The sequence below is a fragment of the Pseudomonas fluorescens genome (assembly GCF_001708445.1).
Lineage (GTDB): Bacteria > Pseudomonadota > Gammaproteobacteria > Pseudomonadales > Pseudomonadaceae > Aquipseudomonas > Aquipseudomonas gorinensis.
Window position 1 is genome coordinate 6,625,606 of record NZ_CP015637.1, and the last position, 15,539, is coordinate 6,641,144.

Here is a 15,539-nt window from a genome sequence, read left to right on the forward strand (position 1 = left end):
ATGCATCCCAATGATGATGACCGCACCCAGTTCATGCCGCGCCCGGGTGGCCGTGCGCCGGAACCTGTGCGTGCAGAGCCGGCGCCGCTGTCGATGCCGGCGGCACCGATCCTGACCGGCAAAAGCCAGGGGCTTAACCCGCTGGAAAGCGCCGCCGGCCCGCTATTGGCGTTGCTGACACGCCTGCGCAACACCATTGCCCACCCCGCACCGGCCAGCTTGCGTGCGCAACTGCTGGCCTACCTGCGCCAGTTCGAAGAACGTGCGGAAGCGGCCGGTGTGGCACGCAATGAAGTGCTGCTGGCGCGGTATGCGCTCTGCACCGCCCTCGATGAAGCGGTGTTGAGCACGCCGTGGGGCAGCACCAGCGACTGGGGCAAGCAGAGCCTGTTGATCACCGTGCATAACGAAGCCTGGGGCGGCGAAAAAGTCTTCCAGTTGCTCGACCACTGCCTGCAAAGCCCGCGCGAGCGCCTGTACCTGCTGGAATTGTTGTACCTGTGCATGTGCCTCGGGTTCGAGGGCCGCTACCGCGTGATCAACGACGGTCGCAGCCAGCTGGAAGCCCTGCGTGAGCGCACCGCTGCGGCGATTCGCAGTGCCCGTGGCGACCACGAACGCGAGTTATCGCCGCACTGGCGCGGCGTCAGCGTCGCGCGGGATCGCCTGGCGCAGTTCATGCCGCCATGGATCGCGGTGGCTATCGGCCTGGCGCTGCTGCTGGCGTTGCTGTTCGGCTTGCGCATGAAGCTGGCATCGGACGCCGAGCCGGTGTTCAAGAACATTCATGCCTTGGGCGAGATCCCGGTGCAGGCCATCGACCGTCCGGTGGCGCAGCCCAAAGTCATCGAGCGGCCACGCCTGGCCGGCTTCCTGGCGGAGGACATCAAGGCGGGTCGTGTGGCAGTAGAAGATCAGGTCGACCGTTCAGTCGTGACCATTCGTGGCGACGAACTCTTTGCGTCTGCCAGCTCCAGCATCGTCGATGACTACCAGCCGCTGATGCTGCGCATCGCCGATGCCATTCGCAAGGTCAAGGGCCAGGTGCGTGTCACCGGGCACAGCGACAACCGCCCGATTGCCACGCTGCGCTTCCCGTCCAACTGGGCGCTGTCCGAAGCGCGGGCCAAGTCGGTGCTGGACATCCTGGCAGCCAAGACCGGCCAAGGCGACCGCTTCAGCGCCGAAGGCCGCAGCGACACCGAGCCGGTGGCCACCAACGCCACCGCCGAAGGCCGTGCCCGCAATCGCCGGGTTGAAATCACCGTATTGGCGGAGGGCGTCGAGTGAAGGCGTTTTTCAGTTTCATGATTCGCTGGGTGATCCCCGTACTGGGCCTGATCGCCCTGAGCCTGATCATCTGGTTTGTGGGGCCGTTGCTCGATGGGCTGGTTCCGGAAGGGCGGCGCTGGGCGCTGATCGTGCTGATCTTTGCGGTGTGGATTGCCTATCGGGTGTTCCGCATCATCCAGGCGCGCCGTCAGGCGGCCGAAGTGATGCGCAGCCTGGCGGCGGAAACCCCGGCCGACCCCAACAGCGTGGCCACCGCCGAAGAATTGTCGAGCTTGCGCCAGCGCATGGACGAAGCCTTGGCCCTGTTGAAAAAGGCCAAGCTTGGTGGTGACGAACGCCGCAATCTCTATGAGCTGCCGTGGTACGTGATCATCGGCCCGCCAGGCTCGGGCAAGACCACTGCGCTGGTCAATTCCGGGCTGCATTTCCCGCTGGCCGCGCAACTGGGCGCCGGTGCGGTGCGTGGTGTCGGCGGCACGCGCAATTGCGACTGGTGGTTTACCGACCAGGCGGTATTGCTCGACACCGCAGGCCGCTATACCACCCAGGACAGCAATTCCACGGTGGATAAAGCCGCCTGGCTGGGCTTTCTCGACCTGCTGAAAAAGCAGCGCTCGCGTCGCCCGATCGATGGTGCCTTTATCGCGATCAGCCTGTCTGACCTGCTGCTGGGCACCGACGCCGAACGCGCCGCCCATGCGGCGGCGATCCGCCTGCGTATCCAGGAGCTGTACACCCAATTGGGCGTGCGTTTCCCGATCTACCTGATGCTGACCAAGCTCGACCTGGTGCCGGGCTTCATGGAGTTCTTCGACAACCTGAGCAAGGAAGAACGCGCCCAGGTGTGGGGCATGACCTTTGCCCTGGATGACGGCAAGAACAGCGACAGCCCGCTGGCCCACCTGCAAAGCGAATTCGCCGGCCTGGAACAGCGCCTCAACGAACGCCTGGTGGAGCGCCTGCAACAGGAGCGCGACCCGGCGCGGCGCGACCTGATCTACGGTTTCCCGCAACAGTTCGGCGCCCTGAAGGATTGCCTGCAAAGCTTCCTCGAAGGTGTATTCAAGCCCAACGCCTTTGAAGAACGCGTGTTGCTGCGCGGGGTGTACTTCACCAGCGGTACCCAGGAAGGCAGCCCGATTGACCGCCTGATTGGCGCCATGGCCCAGAGCATGAACCTGGACCGCCAGCACCTGGCGCGCCAGAGCGGTACCGGGCGCAGTTACTTCATCGAAAAACTCTTCACCGCCGTGGCTTTTGCCGAACGTGGACTGGTGGGTGTGAACCCGAAAGTTGAGCGCCGGCGCAAGTGGATCGCACGCGGTGTGCTCGCGGCCACCGTGGCCTTGGTGATCGTGGTCAGCAGCTTGTGGTGGGTGAGTTATCGCGCCAACCAGGCGTATATCGCCCAGGTCGATCAGAAGGTCGCGCCCCTGGGCCAGACCGTCCAGAACCTCAGCCCGGCGCAGCGCGAAGTGCTGGCCGTGCTACCGCTGCTCAATGCGGTGAAGAACCTGGCAGGCGATTCGCCCAACTGGTCCGAGGGCCTTGGGCTGTATCAAGGCGACATGCTGGAAGCCGAGTCCGCCAGCGTCTACCGCAAGCTGCTGATCGCGGTCTTCGCGCCACGCCTGGTGACGCGTATCGAAGAGCAACTGCACGGCGGCGGCAATTCCGACTTCCTTTACGAGGGCCTCAAGGCCTACCTGATGCTCGCCGACACCGAGCATTACGACCCGGACTTCATCAAGGCCTGGATCGCCCTCGATTGGGACCGCAACCTGCCCCGTGACCTGCCCGCCGATCAGCGCCAGGCGCTGGCCGGGCACCTGCAGGCGTTGTTCGAACGGCACCCGCCGAGCGCACGCCTCGATCCGCGTTTGATCGAAGACCTGCGTCGCCAGTTGCAACAACTGCCGGTGGCCCAGCGCGTCTACGACCGGGTCAAGCGTCAGAAATTGCCTGAAGGCATCCCGGACTTCCGCATCAACGAAGCCGCCGGCCGTGATGCTGCGCTGGTGTTCAGCCGCAAAAGTGGCAAGCCGCTGGGTGAGCCGCTGAGTGGTTTCTTTACCGCCAAGGGCTATCGCCAGGCGTTCCTGCTGAGCAGCCTGAACCAGACCGGTACCCTGGCCGAAGAGCAATGGGTACTGGGCCGTGAGCAGGCCGACCAGCAGAACGTGGTCAGCCTGGCCGCCGATGTGCGTCGCCTGTACTTCCAGGACTACCAGCGCCAGTGGGATGCGTTGCTCGCCGACATCGACTTTGTACCGATCACCAGCGTGGCCCAGGCAGCCGATGTGCTGCGGGTGATTTCCGGACCCACCTCGCCGCTGAAAAAACTGCTGGTGGCGGTGGCCAAGGAAACCGACCTGCAAGCGGAAGAGCGCCAATTGGCCGCCAAGGGTGTACCGGTGGAAGGTGGGGTGGACAAGCTCAAGGAGCGCCTGGGCAGCCTGCTCGGCCAGGAGCAACCGACCGCGAATGCCCCGGCCGCCGCGGATGATCCGGTGACCGCACACTTCGCCGAACTCAACAGCATCGTCAGCAAGAACGAAGGCGAACCGGCTGCCATCGACGGCCTGTTGTCGGACATGAATGCGCTATATGTGCAGGTCAGCGCCATGGTCGGTGCCAGCGGCGACGCCTTGCTGGGTGAGGCGAAGAACCAGGCGGCGGCTGCGGCCACGCGGGTCAGCCTGAATGCCGAGCGCCAGCCCCCTTTGGTGCAAGGCATGGTCAAGTCGGTGGTCAACTCCACCACCAACAGCATGATGGGCGGTGTGCGTAACCAACTGAACGCGGCCTGGGTCAGCGAAGTGGTCAACGTGTATCGTCAGTCCCTGGCAGGGCGCTACCCGATGTCGCCGGGCAGTACGCGTGACGCCACCCTGGATGACTTCGGGCAGTTCTTTGGCGTGGGCGGGGTGATGGACAATTACTTCCGCAAGTACCTGCAGCCGTATGTGGACACCTCGGCGCAGACCTGGCGCTGGCAGCCGGGCGCGGCGCAGAAGCTCGGGATTGCACCGGGCGTGCTGCAAACCTTCCAGCGTGCCGCGACGATCCGCGATGCGTTCTTCCGCTCCGGGGGTACCCAACCCATCGTGCGCTTCGAACTCAAGCCAGTGTCGATGGACCCGAGCATTACCCAGTTCCTGCTTGACCTTGACGGCCAGCAACTGAGCTACGACCACGGCCCGAGCCGCCCGGTGGCGATGCAATGGCCAAACCCCGGCAGCATTGGTGTGGTGCGAATTTCCATCATGCCGCCGTCGGCCAGTGGCCGCTCCGGTGTGACCCTGGATGGCCCGTGGGCTTGGTTCCGCCTGTTGGAGCAATCGGACCTTACCGCCGGCAACTCGCCTGATCGCTTTAACCTGCGCCTGCGTGTGGATGGGGCGAGCATCGCCTACGAGTTGCGCGCCAACAGCGCCTTCAATCCGTTCAAGAGTCGCGTGCTCAGCGGCTTCAGCCTGCCGGAGCGGTTATGACGACGCTGGGTTTCTACGGCAAGTTGGCCAGTCGTGGGGACTTTGTCAGCCGCGCCTTGCCCCAGAGCTTTATTGGCCCATGGGACAGCTGGTTGGCGGCGGGTTTGCTCGCCAGCCAGCAGAGCCTGGGCGCCGAGTGGCTCAACGTGTACCTGGTCAGCCCGCTGTGGCGCTTTGTGTTGGCGCCGGGTGTGTGCGGACCGAACGCGGCGGCGGGCGTGGTGATGCCGAGCATCGATCGGGTGGGGCGGTATTTCCCGCTGGCGGTGGTGGCCTTGCTCGATCACGACACCAACCCGGCTTCTCTGGTGGGCGGTCCGGACACCTGGTTCGAACAGGCCGAAGAGCTGTTGCTCGGCACCCTCGATGCCGACGCTACCTTTGAACGCTTCAACGATGGCCTCGACAGCTTGGGCTTGCCGGCGATTGAGCCGCGAGCGGTCGACAGCCGTTTCGCCGGCCTGCAACGTGTGGCCGCCACCGAGCCCCACCAGCGCATGACCGCGCTCGCCGAACAGGCCTGCGACGGTGCCAGCCTGTGGTGGGGCCGTGGTTCGCAGACGATTTCCCCTGGTTTATTGCGGTGTCAGGGCCTGCCCGCCACCGGCGATTTTGCGCAGTTTTTGCTCGGACAAGAGGGTGTGATGTAGATGGGGGCGACGTATGTATCCGCGAGCAAAAGCCATGTGGGCATGGTCCGCCAGGTCAACGAAGACGCCTGCCTGGACCTGCCGGAAAACCGCCTGTGGGTGGTGGCCGACGGCATGGGCGGGCATGCGGCGGGGGATTACGTCAGCAGCCTGATCGTCGACAGCTTGCGCAGCGTGCCGCTGGGTCGGTCCCTCGAGGAATACTCGGCGGCCTTGCGCAATGACCTGCTCCGTATCAATGCCGCCGTGCGTGAAGAAACCGCCAACCGTGGTGTGACCATGATGGGCAGCACCGTGGTGGTGCTCGCCGCCCGCGGCTTGCGCGGTGTGTGCCTGTGGGCTGGTGACAGTCGCCTGTACCGCCTGCGCGACGGCGTGCTCGAAGGTATCTCCCGCGACCACAGCTACGTGCAGGACCTGCAAGACAGCGGCCTGCTCAGCGAAGCCGACGCGCGCGTGCACCCGCGCGCCAACATCGTCACCCGCGCCATTGGCGTAGAGGCCCAGTTGGAACTGGCGGTGGTCGACCTGTTGATCGCCCCGGGTGACAGCTACCTGCTGTGCAGCGATGGCCTGAACAAGACCGTCGAAGACCATGAGATCCGCGAAGTGCTCAGCCACGACGCGCCGGACGAAATCGTGCGCAGCCTGGTGCACCTGGGGCTTAACCGCGGCGCGCCGGACAACATCACCGCCATCGTCGTGAAGGTATCGGCATGAACATTGTGATTCCGGGCTACGACATCGAAGGCGAGATCGGCGAAGGCGCCATGGCCAGCGTGTACCTGGCGACCCAGCGCTCGCTGGAGCGCAAGGTGGCGTTGAAAGTGATGGCGGCGGCGCTGGCGGCCGACCCGAGTTTCTGCGAACGCTTCCTGCGCGAGGGCAAGACCCTGGCGCGCTTGTCGCACCCGCATACGGTGACCATCCATGACATCGGCAATGTCGGTGAGCTGTACTACATGGCCATGGAGTACCTGCCCAACGGCACGCTCAAGGAGCGCATCGCCGCGGGCCTGACGCCAGAGCAGGGCGTGACGTTGATTCGCCAGATTGCCTCGGCGCTGGGCTATGCGCATGCCCAGGGGTTGGTGCACCGCGACGTCAAGCCGGCGAACATCCTGTTCCGTGCTGACGGCACTGCGGTGTTGTCGGACTTCGGTATCGCCAAGTCCCTGGACGACCGTACCCAGTTCACCCAGGCCGGGTTTGCGGTGGGCACGCCGAGCTACATGAGTCCGGAGCAGGCACGGGGCCAGGAGATCGATGGCCGTGCCGACCTCTACGCGCTGGGCGTGGTGCTGTATGAAATCCTCGTCGGCAAGCTGCCGTATAACGGCACCGATGCGCTGTCCACGGCGCTGGCGCACCTGACCGAACCCTTGCCGGAGTTGCCGGTGCACCATGGCCGTTATCAGGGTGTGCTGCGCAAGCTGTTGGCCAAGGACCCGGCGGAGCGTTTCCCGGATGCGGCGGCGTTGCTGGCGGCACTGGACCAGCTGCCGGCGGACTCGCCAGAGGCCACGCTGGTGCGGCCGTTGCCGATCCCGCTGAGTTTTGATCTGGCGGGCATGACGCCCGTCACCATCGACATCCCGACCGACAAACCCCAGCCGCAACCGGTGCGCCAGCCGGTGGTGACACCGACCCAGCATAACGCCGTGTCCGAGCAGCGCCGTGGGCCGGTGTTGGCACTGGCCGCCGTGGCGGTGGCCGTGGCATTGGCCATTGGTGGCGGCAGCTACTGGTGGTTGAGCGGCCGTGATGAACCGGCCAAGCCGCCGGTTGCCGTCGTGCCGCAGGCCAAGCCGCCTGCGGCGGTAGCCGAAGTGCCACAAGCAACGCCACCCGTGGCGGTGGCTGAAGTGGATGGCGGCCAACGTCCGTTGTTGATGGCCGGCAAGAGGACCCTGTTCCAGCGTGTCCTCAGCAAGCCCGGCGCCAAACTGTCGAATGAGGCCGGCAGCACGTCGGGCAAGGCCCTGCCGGCGTTCTCCGTGCTCTACGTGTATCAGCGCAAAGACGTCGACGGCAGCCCGTGGGTTCGTGTCGGCGCCGCCACCGATGGCCGCAGCGACGGTTGGTTGCCCGCCGCCCAGGTCAGCGACTGGAAGCAAAGCCTGGTGCTCAAGTTCACCGAGCGCTCCGGCCGGGCGCCGGTGATGTTCCTGCGCCAATCCGCCGAAGTGGAAAAGCTGCTGGCTGATCCTGCCGCGGCCAAAGGCGTGTTGGCCAAGGCGCAGAAAAACAGCGAAGACAACGGCCAGGTCCTGGCCTTGGAGCCGGCTGCCAGTGCGGTGCCGCAGAACCAGTTCTACCTGTTGCCGATCTTCGACTCCAAAGAGAGCTTCGACGAAAACGGCCAGCCGGTGCAGTTGCTGAATGTCGCGTCCATCGACCCTGGCAGCAGCGCGGCCGCCAAGCCTGCAACGCCGGTGATGAGCGCCAATGCCGACGCCTTCCGCACCGCCGTGGTGCTGGTGGTCGATACCACCGTTTCCATGCAGCCCTATATCGACCAGGTTCGCGACGTGGTGCACGAACTGCAAACCCGCATTGCCGAGCGTGGCGAACTGGACAGTGTCAGCTTCGGCCTGGTCGGTTTTCGCAACAGCATCAAGAAAACCCCGGGCCTGGAATACGTGGCCAAGACCTTGATCAGCCTTGACCAGGGCCGCGACCCGCAACGCTTTCTCGACATGGCGCGCCAGGTCAAGGCGTCCACGGTGTCCAGCCATTCCTTCAACGAAGATGCGTTTGCCGGGGTGATGCAGGCCGTGGAAGGCATGGACTGGTCCGGCTATGGCGGGCGGATCATCCTGCTGGTCACCGACGCTGGCGCCCTGCGCAAGAACGACCCGTTCGCCGCCACTCAGATGAACGAAGCCGAAGTGCGCCAGGCCGCGCTGGGCAAGCAGATCAAGATCTACGCCCTGCACCTGCGCACCGACGCTGGCAAGAAAACCCACGCCGGCGCCGAGAGCCAATACCGTGTCCTCACCGCCGACGCCAACCCACAGATCGGCGACCTGTACACGCCGGTACCGGGGGGGGATGTGCGCAAGTTGGGTGAGCGGGTCGATGAGATCGGCACGGTGTTCGCCAACCTAGTGCACCAAGTGCGCAGCAACACGCCGCAGCCGGTGCCGTTGCTGAGTGGCGCGCCGAGCCTGGCGGATAAATCCGCGGCGGTCGGCTATGCCATGCACATGGACTTCCTCGGCCGCAAAGCCGCGAGCCAGGCGCCGCAACTGGTCAGCGCCTGGACCGCCGACCGCGACCTGACCAACCCGGCACTGCCGGCGTTCCAGGTGTGTGTGATGTTGACCAAATTGCAGCTCAATGACCTGCAACAGTCGCTGAAACTGATCGTCGATGCCGCGCGCAAAACCCAGACTTCACCCAAGGATTTCTTCCAGGAAATCGCCAGCGCCTCAGCCTATATGAGCCGTGATCCGCAAGCCCTGCGCAAGGGCGGCAACCTGGCCGATGGCGGGATTCTCGGCGAGTACCTGGAAGGCCTGCCGTACCGCAGCAAGTCGCTGAATATGACCCAGGATTTGTGGTTGTCGTTGAGCGTGGCCGAGCAGGAAGACTTTATCGACGAGCTGGATTCGAAGATCCGCCTCTACGAAACCTTCCACAATGACGTGGCCAACTGGGTCCGTTTCGGCGATGCCGAGCCGGGTGATGCGTTGTACCGCGTACCCTTGTCGACGCTGCCGTAATGCTGAACCTGAGTGCGGTGCACAAGAGCCGGGGTGTCGGCAGCCAGCGTTACAGCTTGGTGATCCCGGCGCTGCACCTGCGTGCCGGGGAGCAGTTGGCGATTGTCGGGCCGAGCGGGTGCGGCAAGAGCACCTTGCTGGATCTGCTGGCGCTGGTATTGGCGCCTGATCAGGTGGGCCGGTTCGAATTCAATCAGCAGGACATTGGCGGGCTGTGGCGTGCCGATCAGCAATCCACCCTGGCCGCGCTGCGCAGCCAACACCTGGGCTATGTGCTGCAAACCGGCGGGCTGCTGGGCTTTCTGGATGTACGCAGCAATATCGCGCTGTCGCGGCAACTGCTGGGGTTGAAGGACGATGGCAGCGTGGCGCGCCTGGCTGAACAGCTGGAGATCAGCGACCAGTTGGCCAAGAAGCCGGCGGCCCTGTCAGTGGGCCAGCGCCAACGCGTGAGCTGCGCGCGCGCTTTGGCCCATGCGCCGCAGTTGGTGCTGGCTGATGAACCCACCGCGTCCCTTGACCCATTGAATGCCGAACGCGTCATGCAGGCGCTGCTGGCCCAGGCCCGCGAGCATCGCGCCGCCTGTGTGATCGCCACCCATGACGAACCCCTGGCCCGCGCCAGCGGCTTGCAGGTGCGGCGCATCAGCTGTCGCCGCGACGCCGACGGCGGCGTCACCGCGACCCTCGGGGAGGCGTGCTGATGCGTATCCCTCTGGTGGCGTCCCTGGCCTGGCAGGATTACCGCAACGATGCCTGGCTGTCGGCCTGCTCGGTGTTGGCGCTGGTGGCGGTGATCGCGCCGTTGCTGGTGTTATTCGGCCTGAAATTTGGACTGGTTAGCAGTTTGACCGAACGTTTGGAGACCGATCCGGCCACCCGTGAAATTATTCCGTTGGGCGGTGGTCGATTCAGCAGCGCATTTGTCGAACAGCTCGGCCAGCGCAGCGATGTGGCGTTCGCCTTACCACGCACGCGGCAGATTGCGGCGACGGCGCAGGTCGGCACGCTGACCTTGGAAATGCTGCCGACGGCTGCGAGTGACCCGTTGTTGAGCGGCCTGCCGATGCCCAAGGGCCTGGACCAGATCGTGCTGAGCCACACCGCTGCCGAGAAGCTCGCGGCACGGCCGGGGGATTGGTTGGAGACCAGTTTTGCGCGGCAAGTGGCGGGACGTGTAGAAGCCCAGCGCACACGCTTGCAGGTACTGGCGGTGCTGCCGCTGGAAGCCTTCGCGCGTGATGGGTTGTTTGCCGATTTGAGATTGCTGGAAGCGGCGGAAGATTACCGCGATGGCCGTGCGGTACCGGCGTTGGGTTGGGCCGGTGATGAGGTGGCTGTGAGCGAGCAGCGGGTATACCCGGCATTTCGCCTGTATGCGCGCAGCCTCACCGATGTGGAACCGCTGCGGGTGTATTTCGCCGCGCAGAATCTGTTGGTGTCGACCCAGGCGCAGACCATCGCCCAGGTGCAGTCGTTGAGCCGCAACCTGTCGATCGTGTTCTGGATCATCGCCGGGTTGGCCTTGGCGGGGGCGTTTGCGGCGATCTTCGCCGGGGCGCTGGCCGCCGTGGCGCGCAAGCGCCGGGAACTGTCGGTGTTGCGCCTGTTGGGTTTTTCCACCGGCGCACTGTTGCTGTTTGTGGTGGTGCAGGCGCTGTACAGCGCAGGGTTTGCCGCCTTGCTCAGTGCCGGGCTGTATGGCCTGGCCGAGACAGCGGTGAATAAGTTATTCGTGCAGGTGCCGGGCGAATACGCCAGCCACCTGCTGGCGCGTCACTACGGCCTGGCCCTGGTTGCAGTCCTCGGCGTCAGCGCCGTGGCGGCGGCCTGTGGCGGTTGGCGAGTGGCGCGTATCCAGGCTTCTGAAGGAATCAGAGATGTATAAGTTACTGGGCGCCTGTGTGGCGCTGACCTTGGCTTCGATGGCCTGGGCCGATGAAGCGAGTGACAAGCTCGACAACCCCAAGCCGTTGCCCGACGACGTCAGCCTGCCGTTGCCGTGCGAAGGCAATATGGTGTTCCGCTACGCCTACGTATTGGCCCAGGGCACCCTGGACGACCGCGAGATCAGCCTTGGTTACCCGTTTGCCGAAGGCGAGGCGGGCTATCAGCAGTCGTTTATCTCCGGCTATCGCCGCGACTTCATCAACGGCCAATTCACCCTCAAGGACTTGCCGAAAGACTGGAACAAAGTCATCGCACCGTTGATGCCCAAGACCGACGCCAAGACCCCGCTCAAGCCGATGCTGTACTTCATCGGCAAGTACGAAGTGACCGCGCGCCAATACGCCCAGGTGATGTCCCAGGCGCAGTCGCTGGCCAGTGGCGAGCCCGCGCCGGCCTGCGATGCGCCCACCGGCATTGCCGCGCGTTTGCCCAAGGTGAAACTGTCGCGCTTTGAGGCCGAGCGTTTCTCGGCGGTGTACAGCGCCTGGCTGATGAAATACCACCGCGACTTGCTGCCGGTCAGCGGGCGCGGTTCGTCGGCAGAAGAGGGCGGCCTGGGCTTTGTGCGCCTCCCTACTGAAGTGGAGTGGGAGTTTGCGGCCCGCGGTGGGCACGCGGTCAGCCGCCAGGACCTGGAAGGGCGCCTGTTCCCGCGCCGCGTCGAAGGCAGCGAGAGCGACGGCCCGCTCGGCGATTACGCGGTGTTCAACCAGGTCGCCGGTGGCACCGGCCAGGCCGCGCGCCTGATGCCCATCGGCACCAAATTGCCCAACCCGATCGGCATGTTCGACGTGATCGGTAACGCCGCGGAAATGGTCCAGGAATCTTTCCAACTGGTACACGCCGGACGCCGCCAGGGCACCTACGGCGGCTTTGTGGTCAAGGGCGGCAACTACCTGGAAGGCGAGGGCACGCTGTTTACCGGCATGCGCCGCGAATACCCGTTGTTCGCCGCCGACGGCACCGAGCAAAGCAATGAGACCACCGGTTTCCGCGTGGCGATTGGTGCGTTGTCGGCACCGCGCTCACGCTACAAGGAGTTGTTCGCCCAGTGGCAGAAAGAGGGCCGCCTGGCCTCGTTGACCGACGCCATTGACGATGCCCAGGACCCGACCAAGCGCCTGGACAGCATCATCGCCGCCAGCGTCGACCCCAAGTTGCAGGCCGAGCTTGGGCTGGTCAACGAAGAGCTCAAGCGCAATGTCTCGCTGATCGCCCAGCAACGCGAAGAGGCGGCGGGCAACCTGATTCAGTCGGCGGCATTGGTGGCCGAGACCATCAGCAACTACAACATCCGCCTGGCCAACCTGCAGAAGAGTCGCCAGCAGGCCCTGGACAATAAGGACGAGGCCAGCGCGGCGCTGTTTGCCACGGCCATCGACAACGGGCGCAGCGCCCTCGATGGCGCGGTGGCGATCTATATCGACAACCTGGCCACCGGCACGCGCTACACCGACGCGGTGATCCAGGCGCAGTTTCAACGCATCAAGGAAGAGTTGGATCGCAAGCCAGTGCTCGGCAAGAGCCTGGTGACGCGCGCGACACTGTTCGTCCGCCATGTCGGCAACTACCGCAAGCAACAGCGGGCCGACCCGGCGACGATCTTGAAGGAATTGCTCGCAGCGAGCGGTCAGCGATGATCGCTGGCTGTATGGCGAGCTTGGAAGGGACTCAGGCGGCAGTGGGCCGTGCTGGGCAAGTCAAACTTAGAAGAGAACACACCTATGCTTTTTTCCCGTAAGGCGGTTTCCAAGCGTCACTTGCTGCTGATCGCAGCCGGCTTCAGCACGGTGCTGACCGGTTGCGCCACGTCGCCGGCCTCCAAGGTCGCGTCGAGCACCAAGGTCGAGTATTACCCCAACTGCTACGAGCCGGTGCAGCACTTGCGCGCCACCGATTCGAACATGACCAAGTCGGTTGTCACCGGCGCGGCCATCGGTGCGGCGGGCGGTGCCTTGCTGGGCGTGCTGACCGGCGACAAGGAAAACCGTGGCCGTAACGCCGCCATCGGCGCAGCGGGCGGCGCCCTGGCCGGCGGCGCAGCGGGTTACTACACCGAGCGTCAGAAGCAGATCGCCGATGACAACCAGCGCATTGCCTCGTATGCGGCTGACGTGAACAAAAGTGCCTCTGACATCGACCGCAGCACCGCGTACGCCAGGGCGTCCCAGCAGTGCTACCAGAGCGCATTCACCAAGTTGGTGGCTGATCGTAAAGCCAAGACCGTCAACGATACCGAAGGCCGCAAGCGCCTGGCGGAAATCGTCTCGGGCCTGAAGGAATCCAATGACCTGATCGTTGCGGTCAACGGCAAAGCCGCCGAAGACCTGAACAACTACACCCAAGCCTACGAGAAAGACCTGCAGCAGGTTGGCGTACAGCGTGCCGATGTGGTCACCGTGGCCCAGGCCGATGCAACACCCGCGGTGACACCGGGCAACAAGAAGAAAGGTACAGGCACCAAACCGCCGAAAAAGCCGCCTCTTCCAACCGTGCCGACAGAAGCGGTGAACACCGAGAAAACCTTCCAGACCGCCCAGACCAAGCAAGATGAAAGCAAGAAGGTCGCCAGCGCCGGTAAAGCGCAGATCGAAGGCACTTGCCGCGATCCAAACCTGGCCGACTGGGCGCCGGTGCCTTGCCCTAACGTGTAAGGACGAGGGGGTGTTCTAAACCGTCAATGCCAGCCACTCATCTTCAATGGTGATCGGCTGGCATTGTTACACCGCGTTCTATTGAATGGAGTCTGGATACCCGTTCAATCGGTGTGCTATCAGCCTGTCTAGGCTTTGCTCAATCCCGTGATTTCAAAAGAGCCATCAGAAAATACGACATCGTCGTGGCCTGGGCCAGAGACGCTGAAGTTCAGAGTGCCAGTCAATTTTTTTAGATGTTCATCGTAGGTGAAGTTTACGGTTCCCGAGGTGGCGCGATAAAAGACCTTAGCAATCAAAGTGACGACAGCGGTGTCCCCATCCTCAGAGGGGGAAATGGGAAGTGTTTTTTCACCCAGCTTTGATGTGGGAATGTGCAGCCACAAGTGTCTAGGCGCGTTTTTATCATCGTTATCATCGTTTGCCACGACTTGCAGAAAGCCAGGTTCAGTGAAGCTCATGTGCGGTTTGCTTGAGCTGAAGTCGGGCGTGGGCAAATTAAGCGTGCCCCTCAGATACCCTGTACTTTGTCGATGTGATGTTTCACTGCTGAAGGATACCTTGCCCTCAGTGAAGGTGGCTAAATCGCGGATTTCAGGGTTTAAACTTCTGGCGGTGCAGTAAAAGGTGCCGTTGACTTGCTGCTCAGACGCCGTCTCAGTCAACGTAAATTCGCCTTCGATGTCCCGGTAGGAGTCCAACTGAACCGTCGTGGGTGGGTCATACGCCAGGCCGACAGTATTTCCCGGCTTGCCATCCAAGGGGTATGGACCAGGTTCGGCGCCATTGGCAATTTTCAATTCAACGGTATAGATACGGAAAGGTGAAAATACCGCTTGGGAGGCTTTGATGACCACGTGATGGTCTTTCAAAGTTGCGCTGGTATATGTTGACACGAAAGGATGTATGGAGCCGCCCAGTTCAATATTGGCGCTTACTTGTCCAGCCAATGTGTTGTTAATGGTTTTCATGGCTTTAGTTCCATTAAATGATTTTTATCGAGCCTGGAAGTTTCGCGTCAAGGTTGGCGTCAGGGACTGGAAATAACTACTGTTAAAGTTGACAGTCAGTTAGACCTGTTTGGAATGGCGTTATTCCAAGTTGATTCTCGCCTGCGCCGGTCTAATGGTGGTCTGTTTAAATATTGACCGTGCAGTCATGCGGTCTGAGTAAAACAATGAGGGTTTTCTAACTTGGGGGAATAGTGGCGTTCTACAGGGGAATCGTTAGACTGCGCGAGCCGTTAATTTTCCTGAGGCTGTGCCGTTATGAAATTTCGTCTTCTCCTGTGGGTGCTGGGCCTGATGATGGGCAAAGCCAGCCGCACCAACCCTGCGTTCCAGCAACAGCTGGGTGACAAAGACCTGGCGTTCCAGTTGCAGACCCTCGACGGCAAGGTTGCCCGTCATTTCATCGTCAAAGACCAGCGCATCACCAGCCGCTCGGGTGTCCACCCGGCGCCGGCGTTTGCCATCGCGTTCAAGGATGCGGCCTACGGCTTCGCCACCTTGCAGGCGAAGAACAAGCAATTGGCGTTCATGACGGGGATTCAGGACAAGTCGATCCAGATCAAGGGCAACCCGGCGTTGGTGATCTGGTTCCAGGGCTTGACCAAGTATTTGAAGCCGAAGAAAAAGAAGTAGATCGAGGTGGATTCATCGGGGGCAAGCCCCCTCCCACACTTGACTGTGTTTGAAGTGCGCCCCAAAAGCTGGACAGCTGTTGGTTAGGCTACAGCGGACCGGGTCCTGTACGCTACAGGGCTCAGTC

Annotated in this window: 11 protein-coding genes; 10 read left to right on the forward strand and 1 reads right to left on the reverse strand. The window is 63.1% G+C overall.

From position 1 onward, the window contains the following. The 9 genes from A7317_RS29650 to tagQ all read left to right on the forward strand — a co-directional run bounded on the left by A7317_RS29650 (nt 1) and on the right by tagQ (nt 13,769). Nucleotides 1–1,290, forward strand: coding sequence for a DotU family type VI secretion system protein (locus A7317_RS29650; RefSeq protein WP_024078126.1), 1,290 nt, complete (start codon nt 1–3; stop codon nt 1,288–1,290). Then, nucleotides 1,287–4,787 carry a type VI secretion system membrane subunit TssM gene (gene tssM / locus A7317_RS29655; RefSeq protein ID WP_069077353.1) on the forward strand — a complete coding sequence of 1,167 codons (3,501 nt, stop codon included), beginning with the start codon at nt 1,287–1,289 and terminating at the stop codon, nt 4,785–4,787. The genes A7317_RS29650 and tssM overlap by 4 nt, the downstream gene beginning before the upstream one ends. After that, nucleotides 4,784–5,437 carry a type VI secretion system-associated protein TagF gene (tagF, locus tag A7317_RS29660; RefSeq protein ID WP_024078124.1) on the forward strand — a complete coding sequence of 218 codons (654 nt, stop codon included), beginning with the start codon at nt 4,784–4,786 and terminating at the stop codon, nt 5,435–5,437. The genes tssM and tagF overlap by 4 nt, the downstream gene beginning before the upstream one ends. Beyond that, entirely contained in the window at nt 5,438–6,157 is a 720-nt protein-coding gene (locus tag A7317_RS29665; RefSeq protein ID WP_024078123.1) for a PP2C family protein-serine/threonine phosphatase, read from the forward strand. It abuts the gene before it with no gap. Continuing rightward, complete coding sequence (locus A7317_RS29670) at nt 6,154–9,165, forward strand: serine/threonine-protein kinase (RefSeq protein WP_069077354.1); 3,012 nt, start codon at nt 6,154–6,156, stop codon at nt 9,163–9,165. Before A7317_RS29665 ends, A7317_RS29670 begins: the two co-directional genes overlap by 4 nt. Next, on the forward strand, nt 9,165–9,869 hold the full coding sequence (locus A7317_RS29675) for an ABC transporter ATP-binding protein (protein ID WP_069077355.1): 705 nt from the start codon (nt 9,165–9,167) through the stop codon (nt 9,867–9,869). Before A7317_RS29670 ends, A7317_RS29675 begins: the two co-directional genes overlap by 1 nt. Continuing rightward, nucleotides 9,869–11,053, forward strand: a complete 1,185-nt coding sequence (locus A7317_RS29680) for an ABC transporter permease (protein ID WP_024078120.1) — start codon at nt 9,869–9,871, stop codon at nt 11,051–11,053. The genes A7317_RS29675 and A7317_RS29680 overlap by 1 nt, the downstream gene beginning before the upstream one ends. Beyond that, on the forward strand, nt 11,046–12,755 hold the full coding sequence (locus A7317_RS29685; protein WP_069077356.1) for a formylglycine-generating enzyme family protein: 1,710 nt from the start codon (nt 11,046–11,048) through the stop codon (nt 12,753–12,755). The genes A7317_RS29680 and A7317_RS29685 overlap by 8 nt, the downstream gene beginning before the upstream one ends. Nucleotides 12,756–12,839: 84 nt before the next feature. After that, complete coding sequence (gene tagQ, locus A7317_RS29690) at nt 12,840–13,769, forward strand: type VI secretion system-associated lipoprotein TagQ (RefSeq protein WP_041161054.1); 930 nt, start codon at nt 12,840–12,842, stop codon at nt 13,767–13,769. Nucleotides 13,770–13,897: 128 nt separating this feature from the next. On the opposite strand, the gene A7317_RS29695 is transcribed toward tagQ, so the two are convergent. Beyond that, on the reverse strand, nt 13,898–14,740 hold the full coding sequence (locus A7317_RS29695; protein WP_069077357.1) for a DUF6252 family protein: 843 nt from the start codon (nt 14,738–14,740) through the stop codon (nt 13,898–13,900). A 297-nt stretch (nt 14,741–15,037) separates the two neighbouring features. Here A7317_RS29695 and A7317_RS29700 point away from each other — a divergent pair, with 297 nt between their 5' ends. Then, nucleotides 15,038–15,412 carry a helicase gene (locus A7317_RS29700; RefSeq protein ID WP_069077358.1) on the forward strand — a complete coding sequence of 125 codons (375 nt, stop codon included), beginning with the start codon at nt 15,038–15,040 and terminating at the stop codon, nt 15,410–15,412. The last annotated feature ends 127 nt before the right edge of the window (nt 15,413–15,539 follow it).

Coding starts and splice junctions, on each gene's coding strand:
- A7317_RS29695 (WP_069077357.1), bottom strand. CDS start 14,740: ATGAAAACCATTAACAACACATTGGCTGGACAAGTAAGCGCCAATATT.
- A7317_RS29670 (WP_069077354.1), top strand. CDS start 6,154: ATGAACATTGTGATTCCGGGCTACGACATCGAAGGCGAGATCGGCGAA.
- A7317_RS29680 (WP_024078120.1), top strand. CDS start 9,869: ATGCGTATCCCTCTGGTGGCGTCCCTGGCCTGGCAGGATTACCGCAAC.
- A7317_RS29700 (WP_069077358.1), top strand. CDS start 15,038: ATGAAATTTCGTCTTCTCCTGTGGGTGCTGGGCCTGATGATGGGCAAA.
- A7317_RS29675 (WP_069077355.1), top strand. CDS start 9,165: ATGCTGAACCTGAGTGCGGTGCACAAGAGCCGGGGTGTCGGCAGCCAG.
- A7317_RS29665 (WP_024078123.1), top strand. CDS start 5,438: ATGGGGGCGACGTATGTATCCGCGAGCAAAAGCCATGTGGGCATGGTC.
- tagF (WP_024078124.1), top strand. CDS start 4,784: ATGACGACGCTGGGTTTCTACGGCAAGTTGGCCAGTCGTGGGGACTTT.
- A7317_RS29650 (WP_024078126.1), top strand. CDS start 1: ATGCATCCCAATGATGATGACCGCACCCAGTTCATGCCGCGCCCGGGT.
- A7317_RS29685 (WP_069077356.1), top strand. CDS start 11,046: ATGTATAAGTTACTGGGCGCCTGTGTGGCGCTGACCTTGGCTTCGATG.
- tagQ (WP_041161054.1), top strand. CDS start 12,840: ATGCTTTTTTCCCGTAAGGCGGTTTCCAAGCGTCACTTGCTGCTGATC.